The organism is Actinomadura formosensis (assembly GCF_050948385.1).
In the GTDB taxonomy this organism is placed as follows: domain Bacteria; phylum Actinomycetota; class Actinomycetes; order Streptosporangiales; family Streptosporangiaceae; genus Spirillospora; species Spirillospora formosensis.
The window spans coordinates 6739375-6758223 of record NZ_CP192011.1; the positions used below are offsets into that span (position 1 = coordinate 6739375).

At 70.6% G+C, this 18849-nt stretch carries 18 protein-coding genes; 2 read left to right on the forward strand and 16 right to left on the reverse strand.

Translation table 11 applies throughout. The features are described from left to right. Positions 1-20 precede the first annotated feature (20 nt). The 5 genes from ACQP1N_RS31570 to ACQP1N_RS31590 form a co-directional block, all read right to left on the reverse strand. Positions 21-950: a Rossmann-like and DUF2520 domain-containing protein gene (locus ACQP1N_RS31570; protein ID WP_433227896.1), complete on the reverse strand. Its 930-nt coding sequence runs from the start codon at positions 948-950 to the stop codon at positions 21-23. A gap of 109 nt (positions 951-1059) precedes the next feature. Then, positions 1060-3549, reverse strand: a complete 2490-nt coding sequence (locus ACQP1N_RS31575; protein WP_433227898.1) for an ABC transporter permease — start codon at positions 3547-3549, stop codon at positions 1060-1062. Further along, complete coding sequence (locus tag ACQP1N_RS31580; protein ID WP_084262307.1) at positions 3549-4322, reverse strand: ABC transporter ATP-binding protein; 774 nt, start codon at positions 4320-4322, stop codon at positions 3549-3551. The genes ACQP1N_RS31575 and ACQP1N_RS31580 overlap by 1 nt, the downstream gene beginning before the upstream one ends. A 194-nt stretch (positions 4323-4516) precedes the next feature. Then, entirely contained in the window at positions 4517-5215 is a 699-nt protein-coding gene (locus ACQP1N_RS31585) for a response regulator (RefSeq protein ID WP_067792460.1), read from the reverse strand. A gap of 57 nt (positions 5216-5272) precedes the next feature. Continuing rightward, positions 5273-6442, reverse strand: coding sequence for a sensor histidine kinase (locus tag ACQP1N_RS31590; RefSeq protein WP_433227900.1), 1170 nt, complete (start codon positions 6440-6442; stop codon positions 5273-5275). Between the two features lie 110 nt (positions 6443-6552). Here ACQP1N_RS31590 and ACQP1N_RS31595 point away from each other — a divergent pair, with 110 nt between their 5' ends. Beyond that, entirely contained in the window at positions 6553-7566 is a 1014-nt protein-coding gene (locus ACQP1N_RS31595; RefSeq protein ID WP_433227901.1) for an SAM-dependent methyltransferase, read from the forward strand. 19 nt (positions 7567-7585) lie between these two features. On the opposite strand, the gene ACQP1N_RS31600 is transcribed toward ACQP1N_RS31595, so the two are convergent. The 3 genes from ACQP1N_RS31600 to ACQP1N_RS31610 all read right to left on the reverse strand — a co-directional run bounded on the left by ACQP1N_RS31600 (position 7586) and on the right by ACQP1N_RS31610 (position 11049). Next, positions 7586-8794 carry a cytochrome P450 gene (locus ACQP1N_RS31600; protein ID WP_433227903.1) on the reverse strand — a complete coding sequence of 403 codons (1209 nt, stop codon included), beginning with the start codon at positions 8792-8794 and terminating at the stop codon, positions 7586-7588. Between the two features lie 84 nt (positions 8795-8878). Continuing rightward, entirely contained in the window at positions 8879-10087 is a 1209-nt protein-coding gene (locus ACQP1N_RS31605; protein ID WP_433227904.1) for a PH domain-containing protein, read from the reverse strand. A 305-nt stretch (positions 10088-10392) separates the two neighbouring features. Continuing rightward, positions 10393-11049 (reverse strand): PH domain-containing protein, encoded by a 657-nt coding sequence (locus ACQP1N_RS31610; protein WP_084262309.1) that lies wholly within the window; start codon positions 11047-11049, stop codon positions 10393-10395. Positions 11050-11128: 79 nt separating this feature from the next. Here ACQP1N_RS31610 and ACQP1N_RS31615 point away from each other — a divergent pair, with 79 nt between their 5' ends. After that, a complete protein-coding gene (locus ACQP1N_RS31615; protein WP_067792469.1) occupies positions 11129-12277 on the forward strand; it encodes an NADH-quinone oxidoreductase subunit D in 1149 nt (382 codons plus the stop codon). Positions 12278-12281: 4 nt separating this feature from the next. Here ACQP1N_RS31615 and ACQP1N_RS31620 read toward each other — a convergent pair whose 3' ends face one another. The 8 genes from ACQP1N_RS31620 to hpt form a co-directional block, all read right to left on the reverse strand. Then, positions 12282-12788: a DUF3180 domain-containing protein gene (locus tag ACQP1N_RS31620; protein WP_067792472.1), complete on the reverse strand. Its 507-nt coding sequence runs from the start codon at positions 12786-12788 to the stop codon at positions 12282-12284. Next, positions 12785-13372, reverse strand: coding sequence for a 2-amino-4-hydroxy-6-hydroxymethyldihydropteridine diphosphokinase (gene folK / locus ACQP1N_RS31625; protein ID WP_067792475.1), 588 nt, complete (start codon positions 13370-13372; stop codon positions 12785-12787). Before folK ends, ACQP1N_RS31620 begins: the two co-directional genes overlap by 4 nt. After that, positions 13369-13734, reverse strand: a complete 366-nt coding sequence (folB, locus tag ACQP1N_RS31630) for a dihydroneopterin aldolase (protein WP_067792478.1) — start codon at positions 13732-13734, stop codon at positions 13369-13371. The genes folK and folB overlap by 4 nt, the downstream gene beginning before the upstream one ends. Continuing rightward, complete coding sequence (locus tag ACQP1N_RS31635; RefSeq protein WP_067792481.1) at positions 13731-14168, reverse strand: nuclear transport factor 2 family protein; 438 nt, start codon at positions 14166-14168, stop codon at positions 13731-13733. Before ACQP1N_RS31635 ends, folB begins: the two co-directional genes overlap by 4 nt. Then, complete coding sequence (gene folP / locus ACQP1N_RS31640) at positions 14165-15088, reverse strand: dihydropteroate synthase (protein ID WP_433227907.1); 924 nt, start codon at positions 15086-15088, stop codon at positions 14165-14167. Before folP ends, ACQP1N_RS31635 begins: the two co-directional genes overlap by 4 nt. A 158-nt stretch (positions 15089-15246) precedes the next feature. After that, complete coding sequence (folE, locus tag ACQP1N_RS31645; RefSeq protein WP_067792703.1) at positions 15247-15852, reverse strand: GTP cyclohydrolase I FolE; 606 nt, start codon at positions 15850-15852, stop codon at positions 15247-15249. A gap of 32 nt (positions 15853-15884) precedes the next feature. Then, entirely contained in the window at positions 15885-17891 is a 2007-nt protein-coding gene (gene ftsH / locus ACQP1N_RS31650) for an ATP-dependent zinc metalloprotease FtsH (protein WP_067792484.1), read from the reverse strand. 392 nt (positions 17892-18283) lie between these two features. Continuing rightward, complete coding sequence (gene hpt / locus ACQP1N_RS31655; protein ID WP_067792487.1) at positions 18284-18847, reverse strand: hypoxanthine phosphoribosyltransferase; 564 nt, start codon at positions 18845-18847, stop codon at positions 18284-18286. Positions 18848-18849 lie beyond the last annotated feature (2 nt).

The following is an 18849-nucleotide window of genomic DNA, read 5'->3' on the forward strand; positions in this document are numbered from 1 at the left end:
GCCCGGACGGACGGTGGTGATCAATCGGCCAGTGCTTCCAGGAGGCGTTCGGCGTCCTCGGGCTTGAGGAGTCCGGCGCCGAGCGCGCGGTCGGCGGTGAGGCGGGCCAGCGCGACATAGGCGCGGCGGCTCTCCGGCGACACCTTGGCCAGTTCGGCGACATGGTCGGAGACCGTGCCGGCGTCGCCGCGGGCGACCGGGCCGGTGAGGCCGTCGATGCCGAGCCGCAGCCCGTTGTCGAGGGCGGCGCCGAGGAGCGGGCCGAGCATCCGGCCGGGTTCGGCCACACCGGCCGCGCGCAGCAGGTCCATCGCCTCGACGACGAGCGTGACCAGGTGGTTCGCGCCTCCGGCGAGTGCCGCGTGGTAGAGCGGGCGCGCGTCCTCGGTGATCCACACGGGCTCGCCGCCCATCTCCAGGACGAGCGCCTCCGCGACCGGGCGCAGCGGCTCGGGCGAGGTGACGCCGAACGAGATGCCGGTGAGCCGGTTCACATCGTCCGGGCGCCCGGTGAACGTCATCACCGGGTGCAGGGCCAGCGGCAGCGCGCCCGCGCGGGTGAGCGGGTCGAGGACGGCGGTGCCGTACCGGCCGCTGGGGTGCATGATCAACTTGCCGGTGACGGGGACACCCGCGGTGACCAGCCCGGACGCGAGTTCGGGCAGTTCGTCGTCCGGGACGGTCAGCAGCACCAGGTCGGCGGCGGCGACCACGTCCGGCAGCGGCGAGACGGCCGCGCCGGGGAGCCGCTCCGCGACGCGGGTCCGCGACCGGTCGGACACGGCGGCCGCGGCGACCACGCGGTGGCCCGCGCGGGACAGCGCGGCGCCGAGCGCCGTGCCGACGCGGCCGGCGCCGACGACGCCGACCGCGAGCCGCGCGGGCCGGTCCGCCGGGAACTGCGGCCCGTTTCCGGGCGCACCGGAGGAGGGCGTGTCGTATGGGTCCATCAGTTCGTTCCAGTCCTCACGGGCAGGTACCGGACGTGCGCGCACCAGCGTACCCGCGGGACCCGGTCACGCGGTCCGGTGGGTGACGATCGCCACCCCGGTTCCCCATTCAGTCATGCGCCAGCGACTCCACGATGGAGGTCTTGGCGGCGCGCCGCGCGGGCAGGACGGCGGCGAGCGTCCCGGCCAGCCCCGCGAGCAGGACGAATCCGGCGATCTGGAGATACGGCAGGGCGAACACCGATCCCTCGATCATCGCGCTGGTCGCGGCCCAGCCGAACACGCCGCCGAGCACGACCCCGGTCAGCGCGCCGATCATCGCCATGACGACCGCCTCGATCGACAGCATCCGGCGCAGCTGGCGTTTGGTGAGACCGAGGGCGCGCAGCAACGCCGATTCGCGGGTTCGTTCCACGACCGAGAGGGTCAGCGTGTTGGCGATGCCGAACAGCGCGATGATGATCGCGAGGCCGAGCAGCCCCCCGAAGACCAGCAGCACCATGTCGATCGCCCTCTTCACCTGCTCTTCGAAGTCGGCGGTGGAGGTGACCTTCGCCGCGGGGTACGGCCGCACCGCCTCGTCCACGATCTTCCGCGCCTCGTCGGGGGACAGGGCATCGCTGGTCTTGACGTAGATCTCGCCCGGGGCGACCTTGCCGAAGTACCGGATGAAGTCGGCCTCCGGCAGGATGACCCCGCTGAAGTGCTCGCCCAGCTTGTACATGCCGACGATCTCGACCGGGACGGTGCCCTGCCGCGTCTTGATCCGCAGGGACTTGCCGACCTCCCATCCGGGGATGCTCGCGGCGGTCTCGTCCACGATCGCGGTTCCCGGCTTCAGGTCGGACATCGAGCCGGTCTTCATGTCCACCTTCACCGTCGAGCCCCACGCGGACGCGGTCACCGTCATGAACGCGTCCTCCTTGCCGTTGGCCGTGCCCGCATGGTCACGGACCTCGACGACCTTCTCGACCTGGGGCCGCCCGCGCAGGTCGTCGCCGAGCGCGGGCGGGAGGTCCTTTCCGCTCTGGGTCGCGATCCTGAACTGGGCGGGGAACTGCTCGTCCAGCTTGTGCGCCGCGGTCGCCTTGCTGCTCGCCGCGATGACCGCGAACAGGCTCATCAGCCCGACACCGACGGTCAGCGCGATCGTCGTGGTGGCGGTGCGGCGCGGGGCGCGCTGCGCGTTCGCCACCGCCAGCCGTCCCGGGACGCCGCCGAGCCGCGCCGGGATCGCGCCCGCCAGCCGCCCCATCGGGCGGATGAGCGCCGGCATCCCCGCGACCACCGCGAGGAAGAAGACGCAGCCGGAGAACGCGACCACGAACATCGCGACCTGCCCCTTCTCCATGACCAGCGCGCCGAACACGCCGATGGCGAGGCCGCCGGACGCGAGCAGCACGGCGAGTGCGGTGCGCCAGACACCGAGCCGGAACCGCCGGCCGCCCGGTTCCAGCCCGGCGCGCAGTGCCGCGACGGGCGCGACCCTGGTGGCGGCGCGGGCGGGCAGCAGCGCGGACAGGACGGTCACGACGACGCCGACACCGAGCCCGATCAGTATCGTCCGCACCGCGAGGGACGGGCCGGTGATCGCCACGTTCGAGTTCAGCCTGCTGATCAGGACGAGCGCGCCCTGCCCCAGACCGACGCCCGCGGCGATGCCGAGCAGCGAGCCGGTCAGCCCCACCACCGCCGACTCGGTGAGCACGCCGCCGAAGACCTGCCGGCGGGTCGCGCCGACGCAGCGCAGCAGCGCCATCTCCCGCATCCGCTGCGCGACCAGGATCGCGAACGTGTTGTAGATGACCAGGGCGGACACCAGCATCGCGACCAGCGCGAAGATCAGCAGACCGGCACGGATGAGCTCGGTGTCGGCGCCCGCCTGCTTCGCCAGCATCGCGCCGAGTTCCGGGCCGGTGAGGACTCGGTAGCTGGGACCGATGGCGGCCTTCACCGCGGCCTGGGACGCCGTGCCCGCGATGTCGATCTCGTGATAGTTCTTCTGGCCGGTCATCCAGACCGTGGTCACCGGGTCGAAGCCCACCGCGCCGAAGACGCTCGCCTCCTGGTCGATGCCGAAGTCGACCAGCCCGACGACACGGAACTTGTGCGGCCGTTCCTCGCTGTCCAAGACCGTCGCCGTGTCACCGACGGTGAAGCCCTCCCGCTTGGCGACCTTGCTGTCGATGACGGTCTCGCCGCCGTTGGAGGGGGGCCGGCCCTTGTCCACGTCATAGCGCAGCAGACGTCCGGACGGCACGGACATCCCTATCGTGGCGAAGTCGCCGACCGTCCTACCGTCCTTGCCCACCAGTGCGGTCTCGCCCCTGACCAGGCCCTGGGCCTCGGTCACCCCGGGGACGGAGCGGATCTTCTGCAGCAGCGGGGCCGAGAGCTCCTTCCCCGCCTTCTCGTTGTACAGCACCGCGACGTCGACCTTGTCGGCCGACCGGGCGAACGTCTTGGCGATGCCCTTGTTCATCGTGTCGGTCAGCACGAACGTGCCGGAGATGAAGCCGACGCCCAGGGTGATGGCCACCGCGGTCAGCAACAACCTCAGTTTGTGGGCGCGCAGGCCCGCCAGTGTCGTCCTCAGCATCACGCCCCCAGAGCCTTGAGCCGGTCCAGGACGGCCTCCGGGGTCGGCCGGAAGATCTCGGAGACGATCTCACCGTCCCGTAGGAACACCACCCGGTCGGCGTACGAGGCGGCCACCGGGTCGTGGGTGACCATCACGATCGTCTGGCCCATCTCCCGGACGGACGAGCGCAGGAACCCGAGAACCTCCGCGCCTGCCCGCGAGTCCAGGTTGCCGGTCGGCTCGTCCGCGAAGATGACCTCGGGCCGGGCGACGATGGCGCGCGCGCACGCCACCCTCTGCTGCTGGCCGCCCGACAACTCGCTAGGACGGTGCCCCAGCCGGTCGCTCAGGCCCAGGACGTCCACGACCCGCTGGAACCAGGCACGGTCGGGCTTGCGTCCGGCCAGTTCCATCGGCAGCAGGATGTTCTGCTCGGCGGTAAGCGTCGGCAGCAGGTTGAACGCCTGGAACACGAACCCGACCCTGTCGCGGCGCATCAGCGTCAACTGCCGGTCGCCCATCCGGGTGATCTCGGCGTCGCCGAGCATGATCCGCCCGCCGGTGACGGTGTCGAGCCCCGCCAGGCAGTGCATCAGCGTCGACTTCCCGGACCCGGACGGCCCCATGATCGCGGTGAACGCGCCCTTGGCGAATCCGACCCCGACGCCGCGCAGCGCGTGTACGGCCGCGTCACCGGTCCCGTACACCTTCGACACGCCCTCGGCGGTGACGGCTGGTGGCGCTTCGGCACCCGGGACTCCCCCGGGCGGATCGGTGAACGTGCTGGTCACAATGGCTCCTTCGTGGTCCGGACTGATCAGCGACCACGTTAGGAATCCGCGCCGCCGCTGCCATCGCCCCGGCGGCCACGCTCTGCGTCCCCCTCCCGGCTATCCGCGGCACCCGCGTACGACCTGAGTCGTACGGGCCCGTCACCCTGCCCGCCGACCCGGGAACCGGGGAGGAGGGCGAACGATCAGATCGTTTACGCGGAGTGACCTCGCCCGCCGCTTTTGACCAGACCCGTCTCGTAGGCGAAGACGACGGCCTGCACGCGGTCCCGCAGCCCGAGCTTCATCAGGATGCGCCCCATATGCGTCTTGACCGTGGCCTCCGAGACGTACAGCCGGCCCGCGATCTCCGCGTTCGACATGCCGCGCGCGACGAGCCGCAGCACCTCGCCCTCCCGCTCGGTCAGCGTCTCCAGCGCGCCGCCCGCCTTCTCCTCCGCGTCCGGCAGGTGCACCGCGAACCGGTCCAGCAGGCGCTTGGTGGTGCTCGGCGCGACCACCGCGTCCCCCGAGTGCACCGCCTTGATCGCCTCGATGAGCTGGGCCGGCCCCGCGTCCTTCAGCAGGAACCCGCCGGCCCCCGCCTTGAGCGCCGCGAACGCGTACTCGTCCAGGTCGAACGTGGTCAGGATGATCACCTTCGGCCCGGACCGCGCCACCACCCGCCGGGTCGCCTCGATGCCGTCCATCCGCGGCATCCGCACGTCCATGAGCACCACGTCGGCGCGCGTGCCGCCCAGCAGTTCCACCGCCTTCACGCCGTCGCCGGCCTCACCCACGACCTCGATGTCGGGCTGCGCGTCCAGGACCATCCGGAACCCGGCCCGCACCAGTTCCTGGTCGTCCACCAGCACCACCCGGATGGGCGGCGCCGCGTCCTCAACCTCGATCATGCACACTCCCTGTGGGACGACCGGCCGCGCAGGCCGCGCCCCTCTCGGTCCGCCTGGTCATGCCGCGACCTCCTCGCGCACCGGAAGGGTCGCGACCACCTCGAAGCCGCCGCCGGGACGCGGGGCCGCGCGGACGCCGCCGCCGTACACGGCGACGCGCTCGCGCATTCCGGCGAGGCCGTGGCCCCGTCCGTCGTCGAAGGCCGCCGCGCCGCGCCCATCGTCCTCCACCCGGATCTCCAGCGCGTCATCGGCGTACCGCAGCCGCACCGACACGTTCACCCGCGGGCCCGCGTGCTTGAGCGCGTTGGTCAGCGCCTCCTGGACGATCCGGAAGACGGTGAGCTGCCGCCCCTGCGACATGGCCGCGGGCACCCCGTCCACCTCGTAGGTCACCGCCAGCCCGGACGCGCGGACCTGCTCCACGAGGTCGGCCAGTTCGGCCACCCCCGGCTGCGGCGCGAACGCCCCCGCGTCGTCGTCCTCGCGCAGGACGCCGAGGAGCCGCCGCATCTCCGCCAGCGCCAGCCGCCCGGTCGAGGAGATCGTGTCGAGCGCCTGCCTGGCCCGCCCCACGTCGGTGTCGATCGCGTAGGACGCGCCGTCGGCCTGCACGACGATCACGCTGACGTTGTGCGCCACGACGTCGTGCAGTTCCCGGGCGATACGCGCCCGCTCGGCTGCCATGGCCACCTTGACCTCGTTGTCGCGTTCGCGCTCCAGCCGCTCGGCCCGCTCCTCCACCGAACGCAGGTACGCCCGGCGCGTCCGCATGTGCAGGCCGAGCACGTACACGCCCGCGACCAGCACCGTCAGCATGAGGAACGTGGTTCTGCGGTGATCGGCACTGGCCGCGTAGCGGTAGGTCGCCATGCCCGCGCCGAGTTCCGCGACCAGCGCCGCCGCCAGACCCCAGCGGAACGAGCATCCGGCCGTGACCGTGTAGAGCCCCATCAGGACGGCCAGGTTCGCCGGGATCGTGGGCACCTGCAAGACGCACTGGACGCACGAGACCAGCGCAACCGCGGTGAACACCGTGCGAGGGAACGTCCGGCGGAGGATGAGCGGACCGGTCAGCGCCGCCGTCCACATCAGGAACCGCGGCGTCTGGATCCCGTACGCGCCCGCGAGGATGCCGGGCAGGGACATGAGCAGAACCTGTGCCGCGTAGAACGCGTCGACCAGCGGCTTCTTACGCCGCAGCCAATCCCACACGCTCGCCACCATGGCGACAGGGTACGTACACGCTGGTCAGCGGCGGATCAGCCGCAGGTCTGACCCCTGTCCACCGCAAGGAGGGCGCGAGGGACGCCGTCGCCCACGGTAACGTCACAGTTGTGGAGGCGTTGGTTCCCGAATGGCTGACATGGCGCACGGCGATGGAGCGGGCGCTGTACGGGGAGGACGGGTTCTACCGGCGCGGAGAACGCCCGGCGGAGCACTTCCGCACCTCGGTGCACGCGTCCCCGCGCTTCGCCGCCGCCGTCGTCCGCCTGCTGGTCGAGGTCGACGCCCTCCTCGGACGTCCCGACCGGCTGGACGTGGTCGACATCGGCGCCGGATCCGGGCGCCTGCTGAGCAACATCCTGGCCGACGCGCCCGCCGACCTGGCCTCCCGGCTCGCCCCTACCGCGGTGGAGATCGCGCCCCGCCCCGCGGAGGTGCCGGACCGGATCGTCTGGCGGCCGGACCTGCCCGACCGCATCACCGGCCTCGCCGTCGCCAACGAGTGGCTCGACAACGTGCCCCTGGACGTGGTCGAACGCACGCCGGACGGTGTCCGGACCGTGCTGGTCGACCCGGCCACCGGGACCGAACGTCCCGGGCCGTGGCCGTCCGCCGAGGACAGCGACTGGCTGGAGCGCTGGTGGCCGCTCCGCGAGCCGGGAGACCGCGCCGAGATCGGCCACCCGCGCTGCAACGCCTGGGCCGCGGTGATCAGGCGGCTCTCCCGGGGGCTCGCGCTCGCCGTGGACTACTCGCACTCGCGCGGGGCCCGCCCCGTGTACGGGACGCTGACCGGATACCGGGACGGCGCGACCGTCCCGGCCGTCCCGGACGGATCGTGCGACGTCACCGCCCACGTAGCGCTGGACGCCTGCGGCATCGCCGGGGAGCGCGCGGGCGCGACGTCCACCCTCCTGACCACCCAGCGCGATGCCCTGCTGGGCCTCGGCCTGTCCGGCACCCGCCCGCCGCTGGACCTGGCCCACCGCGATCCCTGCGGCTACGTCGCCGCTCTCTGCCACGCCGGCGAGGACGCGGAGTTGATCGACCCGTCCGGCCTGGGCGGGTTCGGGTGGCTCGCCCAGACCGTCGGCGTCCCGATCCCCGCCGTCCTCTCCCCCTGACCGGGGCCGCGGCCCGGGGTCAGCGTTCCACGTGCAGCGCCTCCAGGCCGCGCAGGACGTACCCGGGCTTCCACTGCGGCTCCGCGGACAGGCGGAGGTCGGGGGCGGCGCGCAGGAGCGCGCCGAACGACTCGGTGAGCTCGATGCGCGCGAGCGGGGCGCCCAGGCAGTAGTGGATGCCGAGCCCGAACGTGATGTGCGGGTTCGGGTCGCGGGACAGGTCGAGCCGGTCCGGCTCGGCGAACACCTCCGGATCCCGGTTGGCGGACGCGAACTGAAGCGCCACCTCCGCCCCGCGGGGGATGTCGACGCCGGCGACCGTGATGTCCTCCAGGACCCAGCGTTCGAACATGGGCGCCGGGGTGTCGTAGCGCAGCAGCTCCTCCACCGCCGTGGGGACGAGCTCCGGTTCGGCACGGAGACGCTCCAGCTCGCCGGGGTTGCGGAACAGCGACCACCAGCCGTTGCCGGTCGCGTTGACCGTGGCCTCGTGCCCGGCGTTGAGCAGCAGGACGCAGGTGCCGACCAGCTCATCCTCGGTGAGCCGGTCGCCCTCGTCCACGACCTGCGCGAGCGCGGTGATGAGGTCGTCGCGCGGCTCGTCCCGCCTGCTGCGGGCCAGCGTGCGCAGATAGTCGGAGAACTCGACGGCGGCGCGGACGGCGGTGCGCCGCGCCTCCTCCGGAGGGTTCAGCTCGTACATGCCGCAGATGCCGGCCGACCAGGGACGCAGGAGATACCGGTCCTCGGGCGGGACGCCGAGCATCTCGGCGATCACGTTGACCGGCAGCGGCTCGGCGATCTCGGCGAGCAGGTCGCCGCCGCCCTCGTCGGCGAGGGCCCCGGCCAGCTCGGTGGCGAGCCGTCTGATCGTCGGGCGCAGCCCCTCCACCATCCGCGCGGTGAACGCCTTCGACACCAGCCGCCGCAGCCGCGTGTGCGTGGGCGGCTCCACGTCCAGCATCCCGGCGCGGACGAGGTCCCAGAACGGCTTGAGGAAGTCGGCCTCCGGCCGCCGGCCGAACTCCTCGTGGCTCCCGATGTGAAGGTACGACCGTCCGAGCCGTCGGTCCCGCAGCAGCGCATCGACGTCCTCGTACCGGCTGATCACCCACTGCCCCGTCGGCTCGTGAAAGAACACCGGGCGCTCCTCGCGGAGCCGCTCGAACACCGGGTAGGGGTCCGCCACGAACTCGGGGGACCAGGGGTCGTACACCGCGTCACTCATGCCCCGAAGATATGCGCATTTCACCCACTTCGGACACCGCCCCCAGGTCACCGCCCCCCAGGTCAGGGCCACCCCGCCGGGACGTCAGCGGGCCCAGCGGGTGGGGTCGCCGGTGGCCCGGCGGGCGGCGCGGGCACGGCGGGCGGTGCTGTCGACGATCGCGCGGGCCTCGCCCAGATCGCGGTCGGTGGCCGTGACCTGGACCGGCCCTGGGGGCGCGTCAACGTGGACGGTGGCCAGGCCGAGGAGACGCTGGAGCGGGTTCACGGTGAGCCGGACACTCTGCGCGCGCGCGTGGGCGATCACGTCGGTGCGGCGGCAGGGCCAGCCGTGCCGGGCCACGAAGACCACGTCGTCGGTGCCTGCGCCGTCCGCGCGGTCGACCGCCACAGCCTTGGAGGACGCGGGGACCAGGGGGACACCGTCGACATGCGTCCCGGGGAAGACCTGCGAGACGAGGTGCATGGCGACATGGCGGGGCGCGACGGGCAGCAGGGTCGAGGACAGGGCCTGACGCTCGCCCGCATAGCCGGCGACGGTGACCTCGACACGGGCCCAGCCGAAACTCCGCCAGATCGCCGGTTCGACGATGCTGACGGCCTGGACGCGCCCCGGAGGAAGCGTCTGCATCCTGGTTTCCAAGAGCCCGTAGCGGAGGCGGATTCCGTCCGGTGACATCGCGACCGTGAAGTTGGCGTACATCACCAGGGGTGCGATCACCGCGCGGATGAGCCCCAGCAGGACGGGGATGGTGACGGCCAGTATGCCGCCCTCCGCGTACGCCACGAGGAAGACGAGGGAGCCCAAGAAGAGCAGGCCCGTCCCCAGGACGGGCAGCTTCACGATCAGGGACGCGAAGAGCGTTCCGAACGGGACGCGCCACAGGTGACGTTCCGGGGCCTCCGGTGTGTGGCCGGGGAGCCCGGCGGCACGGGCGAGGAGTTCGGCGCGCAACTGCTGGGCGGAGTGCCGTCCCAGATACCGCAGGGCGATCTCGCTCTGCTCGCCGCCCGCCAGTTCCACTCGCACCTCCGCCAGGGCGAACATCCTCGTCACCAGCGGGCGGACAAGGTCGATGGCCTGGATGCGCGACAGCGGGATACGGCGCTTGTTCTTACGGAGGAGACCGGTCTCGACGACGAGATCGTCGTTGTCGATGCGGAAACGGAGGGCGAGCCAAGTCCAGAGGCCCGTTCCCACCGCGATCAGCCCCATGGGGAGAGTCACGATGAGGAATCTGAAGATGACCTCCGGGGTGAGCGCCAGGGTGATGCCGTGGTCTGTCTGGGTCACCAGCAGAGGGAAGCCGAGCAGGACGAAGTAGATGATGAGGAAGATGAAGGCGCGCAGGGGGGCCGTCGCCCAATGGAGCCTGTGCGTGCCCTCGGAGAACCTGACCGGCGGACGGTAGCCGGGTGGCGGGCCGTACCCGTACGGAGGACGGGGCGGACCGTACGGCGGGCCGGCGGGCCCTGGAGGGCCGTAGGGCGGTGGTGGTGGGCCATAGGGCGGGCCCGGACGGCCTTGAGGGCCATATGGGCCGGGCCGTCCCGGCGGACCGGGTCGCCCTGGCGGACCGTAGGGGCCGTAGGGGCCACTCATAGCCCCATGCTCCGTTCCTCGCCCTTCTGTGCGAGACGGTCGCGCAGAAGAGCGGCCTCAGCGGCGGGCAGGCTCGGAATGGTCGCGTCCGTGGCCGCGGCGGCCGTGTGCATCCGGACGGTGGCGATTCCCATCCACCGTTCGAGGAGCCCCGCGGTGACGTCCACGAACTGCATCCGCCCATAGGGGACGACGATGAGCCGCTTGACGAACACACCGTGCGTGACGATGAGGTCGTCCGCACGCTCGGCATACCCGTACGCCCGCCGATCCAGTTCGGCGACCAGCCAGGTGACGACCGTCCCGAGGACGACGGCGACGATCCACATGGCGGCGGCCGTCCCGCCACCGTTCCGCCACACGACGAACGCGCCGACACCGCCGATGGGAACGGCCCAGAGAACGGCGGTGAGAAGCCTGTGCCAGGCGTGCCGCTTGGAGATGGGCGCCCACTGGAGGTCGCCGCCGGGGGCGAAGGCCTGATCCGCCTGGTAGACGGGCGGCGTCTGCTGTTGCGGCGGGTAATGTGCCGGTACCTGACCTGGAGGTCGGCCGCCGGGTCCCGGGCCGGGGGACGCGGGCGGGTGCGCCGCGCCCTGCGGTCCAGGATGCGCGGCGGGCTCGTACGGCGGTTCGCCGTGGCTCGGGTTCATTGCTCCCTAGTCAACCGGAAAACGAGTACCGCTCGCCATGGGACCATGAAGCGGTGACCGGAGCGGCGGAGGCGCGACCATGACCACCGAACGGATCGTCGGGATCGGTGCGGGCGCCAAGGAGCTCGCCACCGAGGACATGACGCTGAACATCGGCCCCCAGCACCCGTCCACGCACGGCGTGCTCCGGCTGAGGCTGACCCTGGACGGCGAGCGCATCTCGGCCGCGGAGCCCATCGTCGGCTACATGCACCGGGGCGCGGAGAAGCTCTTCGAGGTCCGGGACTTCCGGCAGATCATCGTACTGGCGAACCGGCACGACTGGCTGTCGGCGTTCTCCAGCGAGCTGGGCGTCGTCCTCGCTGTGGAACGCATGCTCGGCATGGAGGTCCCGGTACGCGCCGTATGGGTGCGGACCCTTCTGGCCGAGCTGAACCGGATCCTCAACCATCTGATGTTCCTCGGCTCGTATCCGCTGGAGATCGGGGCCATCACTCCGATCTTCTACGCGTTCCGTGAGCGTGAGACGTTGCAGCGGGTCATGGAGGAGATCTCCGGCGGACGCATGCACTACATGTTCAACCGTGTCGGTGGCCTGAAGGAGGAACTCCCCGCCGGCTGGACGGCGCGCGCGCGGAAGGCGGTCTCCGAGGTCCGTGCCCGCATGGGCGACATCGACGACCTCATCATGGGCAACGAGATCTTCCGCGCCCGCACCAGGGGCGTCGGCGTCCTCACCCGGGAACAGATCCTCCAGTACGGGGTGTCCGGGCCCATCGCACGGGCGTCCGGCGTCGACTTCGACCTGCGCAGGGACGAGCCGTACCTCGCCTACGGCGACCTCGACGTCCGCGTGGCCACCCGCACGGAGGGCGACTGCCTGGCCCGCTTCGAATGCCTCCTCGACCAGGTACACGCCTCCCTGGATCTCGCCGACGCCTGCCTGGAGCGCCTCGCCGAACTCCCGCCCGGCCCGATCAACCAGCGGCTTCCGAAGGTCCTGAAGGTGCCGGAGGGGCACACCTACGCCTGGACGGAGAACCCCCTCGGCATCAACGGCTACTACCTGGTGTCGCGTGGCGAGAAGACCCCGTGGCGGCTGAAACTGCGGTCCGCGTCGTTCAACAACATCCAGGTCCTCACGGAACTGCTGCCCGGCCACCTGGTCGCCGACATGATCGCCATCCTCGGGTCGATGTTCTTCGTCGTCGGTGACATCGACAAATGAGCGCCTAGGCGCGGGAGGCCCGGTGGTCGTGTTCCTCATCGTCGGGCCCCTTGGGGACCCGGCACGCGTACTCCAGGAAGAACGCCGCCGCCACCAGCACGACGGCGGCCAGGAACGTGCCGCCGCTGACGAAGAAGTCGTGACGGGGGGTCGGCTTGTCGAGCTGGGACACGAGGTTGACGGCGAACCCTCCGAACACGCCCGCGATGACGGCGGCGGAATGCGCGCTGGCCTTGCCCAGGGCGGCCAGGCGCGCCACCGCCATCGGCTCCAGCGGCTTCGGCCCCTTACGACCGGTGTCCGGCGCGTGCCTCTTGTCGGGCTTGCGGCGGATACGGCGCAGCACGTTCCAGCCGGTGAAGGCCTCGCCCAAGGCGAGCAGCAACAGCGTCGGTACCGCCGTCCATGGCAGCGGCGGCAAGGACACATAGGCCGTATGCAACACCGCCCAGGTGACCACCACGAAGACGACGGTCAGGGCGACGAGGAACAGCGGGCGGGACGGTTTCATGCAGGCTGCTGCAGGGCCAGATCCTCCCGCCGGCGCACCGCCGACGGGCCGCCCTCGGACTGTTTGGCCTGGGCCAGGTCACCCACACGGCCATGCCCGGGCAGAAGCACGTCCGGCTCGATGTCGGCCCACGGGACGAGCACGAACGCACGTTCGTGCGCGCGCGGATGGGGAAGCGTCAGATCAGGGTCGTCGGAGGAGAAGTCACCGAACGTCACGATGTCGATGTCCAGGGTGCGGGGCCCCCAGCGGACCACGCGCTCCCGGCGCATGGAGTTCTCAATGTTCAGGACGCGTTCAAGCAGGTTCTCCGGAGGCAGCCGCGTGTCGGCCACCAGCACGACGTTGAGGAAGTCGCCCTGTTCGGGGATGGTCTCCCCAGGCGGCGCGAAGGGCGCGGTCTCGTAGACCGGGGAGATCGCCACGAAGTTCAGCCCCGGCGCGTCGAACAGCGCGTCGACCGCCTCCTGGATGTTGTCCAGCCGGTCCCCGAGATTGCTGCCGATCGAGAACACGACACGGTGCTGGACCAGCATGTGCCCACCGGTGGCGGTGCGGTCGGGCATGCGGTCGGACGCTGTCATGGGCGACTCCTCCTGATCCTCACGGCGACGTCCGTGAAGGGGTGCGGCACGGGGGCGCTCGGCTTGTGGACGGTGATCTCCACCTCGGCTACCGCCCCGTCTTCCAGACATATTGTCGCCAGCCGGTCGGCGAGCGTTTCGATGAGGTCGACGGGCTCGCCCTCGACGGCCGCGACCAGACGGCCGGCGAGCGTCCCGTAGTCGACGGTGAGCGAGAGGTCGTCGGCGGCGGCGGCGGGACGGGTGTCGAGGCCGAGCACGGCGTCCACCACGAACTCCTGGCCCAGCTCACGCTCGGCGGGCAGGCATCCGTGCCGTCCCCGCGCCCGGAGACCGCGCAGTTCGATGCGGTCGAGAGTCATTCTTCCTCTGCATCCACGACATTGAGGACCGGGGAGCCGTGGTGGAGCAGGAGCCGCCACTCCCCGCCGGTCCGGACGAACAAGTTCGTCGCCACGATGCTCCCTCCCGCGAGGAAGCCCGCCTCTGTGTCCTCATCGGCGGTAAGGACGTTCTCCTTACATGTCACCACGGCGTGGTCGCCATAGACATCTGTCTCGATATCCGTCAGCACGAACTGGATGTAGGTCGTGTTGGCCATGATGAGCGCCCAAGAACGCAGCACCTCCTCACGTCCCCGCAGCATCGTCCAGCCCGGATGCACGCAGGAGACGCCGTCGGCGTACGGACCGTCCGCCCACACGGCCGACATCCGGTCGAAGTCGCCGGCCTCGAACGCGGCATAGAACTCGGCGTGGACCTCGTCCACGTCGGCGCGGTTCACGGCACGGCTCATACGCGATGTCCCCCCTGTCCGGCGCGACCGTCCGCCGCGGCCGGTTCCGAGATCTCGTCATCTGGTGGACGGGCCGCATGGACGGCGGCCGCCACGCGCACCGCGTCCGCATTGGGGCGGACGCGGTGAACCCGTACCCCCCATGCCCCGGCCGCGGCGGCCAGGGCCGTGGTGGCCACGGTGGCGTCATCACATTCGGCGAACGCGCGGGGCGTCCCGTCGGCATCCGCTAGGAGCCTGGTGAGGAAGCTCTTGCGGGACGCACCGACCAGCACCGGATATCCGGTCTCGGTCAGCGCGTCGAGCCGCGCCAGGAGCGCCCAGTTGTGCCCCGCCTTCGGGCTCTTGGCGAACCCCAGCCCGGGGTCGAGCACGATCATCGACGGGTCGACGCCCTCGCGCAGCACGGCATCGACCCTCTGCAGCAGTTCGTCCCGCACCTCGCGGACGACGTCCGTGTAGAGGGCGCGGGTCTGCATGTCATGACTGTGGCCCCGCCAATGCATCACCACGTAGGGGACGCCCGCGGCCGCGACCACCCGTGGCATGTCCGGATCGGCCAACCCGCCACTGACGTCGTTCACCAACCGGGCGCCCACGCTGATGGCGGCCTCGGCGACCTCGGCGCGCATGGTGTCGACACTGACCGGAACATTCTCGGAACGGAGCGCCTCTATGACGGGGATCACGCGGCGCAGTTCCTCGTCCTCGGACACACGCTGCGCACCGGGGCGCGTGGACTCGCCACCCACGTCCACGATGTCGGCGCCCTCCGCGACGAGGTCCAGCCCATGGCGGACGGCCTTCTCAGGGTCGAACCAGGCTCCGCCATCCGAGAAGGAGTCGGGGGTCACGTTGACCACGCCCATGATGAGGCACCGCCCTGGCGCGGGCAGCCCCGGGACTACGGCATTGGTCATGTCACCCCACCCTATGCGCTGCGGCCACACGGTCGGCGCGACGCCTCCACCATTCCGTCACGTCCGCCCCATACCCGCCGGAACCGGCAGAACGGGCCTCAGCGCGACGCTGAGGCCCGTTCAGGTGGTTCGGGTCTCCGGGAACGGCCCGGCGGTCACTAACGGCCGAGGATCAAGCTCATCGCCTCGGACCGGGTCTCGGCGTGATCTCGGAAGTCACCGCGCACCGCCGACGTCACCGTCTTCGCGCCCGGCTTGCGGACACCGCGCATCGTCATGCACAGATGCTCCGCCTCGATCACCACGATCGCCCCGCGCGGCTCCAGCACGCTCATCAGCGCGTCCGCGACCTGGCTCGTCAGCCGCTCCTGCACCTGCGGGCGACGCGCGTACACGTCCACCAGCCGGGCCAGCTTCGACAACCCGGTGATCTGCCCCTTCTTGTTGGGGATGTAACCCACGTGGGCGACACCGTGGAAGGGCACCAGGTGGTGCTCACAGACGGAGTAGACCTCGATGTCCCTCACCAGGACCATCTCTTCATGGTCGGCGTCGAACACCGTGGTGAGCGCGTCCTCCGGCGCCTGCCGCAGGCCCGCGAACTGCTCGGCGTACGCACGCGCCACCCGCGCGGGGGTGTCGCGCAGCCCGTCACGGTCGGGGTCCTCCCCGATGCCGATCAGGATCTCGCGCACGGCCTTCTCGATGCGCGCGTGATCGAAATGCCCGCCGTGCAGGGTCTCGCCCGGCGGGTCATTCTCGATCGGCGCCTCGTCGTACGGAATCGCCAAGACGGTCAGCTCTCGCCCTGGGCCGGGTCGACCGCGTCGGAGGGGACGCCGCCGCCCTGGCCGTTGTTCTTGGTCAGGTCGGTGACGTCCTGCGGGCCGAGCAGGGCCAGCTCCTTGGGCGTGAGCACCGGCGGACGGTCGGACGGGAGACGCTTGCCGTAGCCGGTGTAGGAGTTCTGGTGCGGCCGCTTCTGGATCGGCGCGAAGATCTCCAGCACCTGGTTCTTCGACAGGGTCTCCTTCTCCATCAGGTTGACGACGAGCTCGTCCAGGACGTCCCGGTACTCCATGAGGATCTCCCACGCCGTGTCGTGCGCGGCCTCGATGTAGCGGCGGACCTCGTCGTCGATGGCGGACGCGATGTCCTCCGAGTAGTCACGCTCGTGCCCCATGTCGCGGCCCAGGAAGACCTCACCCTGGCCGGAGCCGAACTTACGCGCGCCCAGGCGCTCGCTCATGCCGTACTCGGTCACCATGTTGCGGGCGATGGCGCTGGCCTTCTCGATGTCGTTGGCCGCACCCGTGGTCGGCTCGTGGAAGACCAGTTCCTCGGCGGTACGGCCGCCCAGCAGCATGGCGAGCTGGTCGGTCATCTCCGAACGCGTGGTGAGGAACTTGTCCTCCATGGGGAGGGTCATGGTGTAGCCCAGGGCCCGCCCACGCGGAAGGATCGTCACCTTGTGCACCGGGTCGGAGTTCGGCAGCGCGTGCGCCACCAGCGCGTGCCCGCCCTCGTGGTAGGCGATGATCTTCTTTTCCTTCTCCGACATCACCCGGGTCTTGCGCTCCGGCCCGGCCATGACGCGGTCGATGGACTCCTCAAGGGTGTCCATGTCGATCAGCTTGCGGTCGAACCGCGCGGTCAGCAGCGCCGCCTCGTTGATGACGTTGGCCAGGTCGGCGCCGGTGAAGCCCGGGGTACGGCGGGCGATCACGTCCAGGTCGACGTCCTGCGCGAACGGCTTGCCGCGGCCGTGCACCCGCAGGATGCCCTTGCGGCCCTCCAGGTCCGGGCGGTCCACGGTGACCTGCCGGTCGAACCGTCCGGGACGCAGCAGCGCCGGGTCGAGGATGTCGGGACGGTTCGTCGCCGCGATCAGGATCACGCCGCCCTTGACGTCGAAGCCGTCCATCTCGACCAGCAGCTGGTTGAGGGTCTGCTCGCGCTCGTCGTGGCCGCCGCCGAGGCCCGCGCCGCGGTGCCGCCCGACGGCGTCGATCTCGTCGATGAAGATGATCGAGGGGGCGTTGGCCTTGGCCTGCTCGAACAGGTCACGGACCCGGGACGCGCCGACACCGACGAACATCTCGACGAAGTCCGAACCGGAGATCGAGTAGAAGGGCACGCCGGCCTCACCGGCCACGGCGCGCGCCAGCAGCGTCTTACCGGTGCCGGGCGGGCCGTACAGCAGCACGCCCTTGGGGATCTTGGCGCCGATCGACTGGAACTTCGCCGGATTCTGCAGGAAGTCCTTGATCTCTTCCAGCTCCTCCAGGGCCTCGTCGGCCCCGGCCACGTCGGCGAAGGTGGTCTTCGGGGTGTCCTTGGTGATGAGCTTGGCCTTGGACTTGCCGAAGTTCATCACCCGCGAGCCGCCGCCCTGCATCTGGTTCATGATGAACAGGAAGATCAGCACGATGACCACGATGGGCAGCAGGCTGAACAGCAGGTTCAGGAAGAAGCTCTGCTTGGGGACATCGACGTTGTAAGCGCCGGGCAGGTTGCCGGCGTCGGCCTGCTTCTGCAACTGCTGCTGCAGTTGCAGCCCCTGGCCGTCGACCCAGGACGCCTGCTGCTGGTCACCGTTCTTGAGGGTGACCTCGATCCGCTGGTCCTTGTCGATGATCTTGGCGGACTTCACCTGCCCCGCGTTGATCTCCTGGACCACCTTGGAGGTGTCCACGTTCTTGAACGATTGGCCGGGGTTGACGCCCCACATGAAGAGGGCGACCACAATGCCGACCAGCAGGATCCACAGCAGCGGCCCGCGAAAGTAGCGCTTCACGTCCATTTATCCGGTCACCCCTTACGGGGCCCGTCCCTCCTGACCAACGTCTGTGTGCGATCCCCGCCCGTCCGGGGGGACGAACGCCACTGCGACCAACGATGCGTCCAACGAAAGGCCCGTCGTCCGGGACGTCGGACCCGCCGTGGCGGCTTCCCTCATACGGCTCCCCCGAACCCAGGGTCCGGGACACCGACGGTACACCGCAGGCGCGGGCGACGCAGCCGACGCGTCCTCCCGCATCCCTTCCATATACCTGTCAACGACCTTTGCAACGATTCGTCACGGTCTCTTGTTCCCTGAAGCACTTTGCAAGGCTGTGACCAGCACGGCTCCCTCCGGGTTCAGGCCGGTGCAGGACGGCCGGACCCGGCCGCCGGACGGGCCCGGCCGGACGGTCAGGCCCCGTCACCGCCATGCACGTGCGGGGCGAGCGTCCCCACGAACGGCAGGTTCCGGTACTTCTCCGCGTAGTCGAGCCCGTACCCGATGACGAACTCGCTGGGGATGTCGAACCCGATGTACTTCACGTCGAGGTCGGCCTTGACCGCCTCCGGCTTGCGCAGCAGCGCGCAGATCTCCAGTGAGGCGGGGCCACGCGAACGCAGGTTGCTCACCAGCCACGACAGGGTCAGGCCCGAGTCGACGATGTCCTCCACGATCAGGACGTGCCGGTCGAGGATGTCGGTGTCGAGGTCCTTGAGGATGCGCACGACGCCGGACGACTTCGTGCCCGAGCCGTACGAGGACACCGCCATCCAGTCCATCGAGGCGGGCGTGTGCAGTGCCCGCGCCAGATCCGCCATGATCATGACGGCGCCCTTGAGGACCCCGACGAGCAGCAGGTCCTTGCCCGCGTAGTCGGCGTCGACCTGCCCGGCGAGCTCCCGCACCTTGGCCTGCAGATCATCCTCGGGGATCAGCACCTTCGCCAGCTCGGCGCCCAGGTCCTTCTCGTCCACAA

What these genes read in the sequence shown, in the direction of transcription:
- ACQP1N_RS31570 (WP_433227896.1), bottom strand. Translation starts at nt 950, where the DNA reads ATGGACCCATACGACACGCCCTCCTCCGGTGCGCCCGGAAACGGGCCG.
- ACQP1N_RS31575 (WP_433227898.1), bottom strand. Translation starts at nt 3,549, where the DNA reads ATGCTGAGGACGACACTGGCGGGCCTGCGCGCCCACAAACTGAGGTTG.
- ACQP1N_RS31585 (WP_067792460.1), bottom strand. Translation starts at nt 5,215, where the DNA reads ATGATCGAGGTTGAGGACGCGGCGCCGCCCATCCGGGTGGTGCTGGTG.
- ACQP1N_RS31590 (WP_433227900.1), bottom strand. Translation starts at nt 6,442, where the DNA reads ATGGTGGCGAGCGTGTGGGATTGGCTGCGGCGTAAGAAGCCGCTGGTC.
- ACQP1N_RS31600 (WP_433227903.1), bottom strand. Translation starts at nt 8,794, where the DNA reads ATGAGTGACGCGGTGTACGACCCCTGGTCCCCCGAGTTCGTGGCGGAC.
- ACQP1N_RS31610 (WP_084262309.1), bottom strand. Translation starts at nt 11,049, where the DNA reads ATGAACCCGAGCCACGGCGAACCGCCGTACGAGCCCGCCGCGCATCCT.
- ACQP1N_RS31615 (WP_067792469.1), top strand. Translation starts at nt 11,129, where the DNA reads ATGACCACCGAACGGATCGTCGGGATCGGTGCGGGCGCCAAGGAGCTC.
- ACQP1N_RS31620 (WP_067792472.1), bottom strand. Translation starts at nt 12,788, where the DNA reads ATGAAACCGTCCCGCCCGCTGTTCCTCGTCGCCCTGACCGTCGTCTTC.
- folK (WP_067792475.1), bottom strand. Translation starts at nt 13,372, where the DNA reads ATGACAGCGTCCGACCGCATGCCCGACCGCACCGCCACCGGTGGGCAC.
- folB (WP_067792478.1), bottom strand. Translation starts at nt 13,734, where the DNA reads ATGACTCTCGACCGCATCGAACTGCGCGGTCTCCGGGCGCGGGGACGG.
- ACQP1N_RS31635 (WP_067792481.1), bottom strand. Translation starts at nt 14,168, where the DNA reads ATGAGCCGTGCCGTGAACCGCGCCGACGTGGACGAGGTCCACGCCGAG.
- folP (WP_433227907.1), bottom strand. Translation starts at nt 15,088, where the DNA reads ATGACCAATGCCGTAGTCCCGGGGCTGCCCGCGCCAGGGCGGTGCCTC.
- ftsH (WP_067792484.1), bottom strand. Translation starts at nt 17,891, where the DNA reads ATGGACGTGAAGCGCTACTTTCGCGGGCCGCTGCTGTGGATCCTGCTG.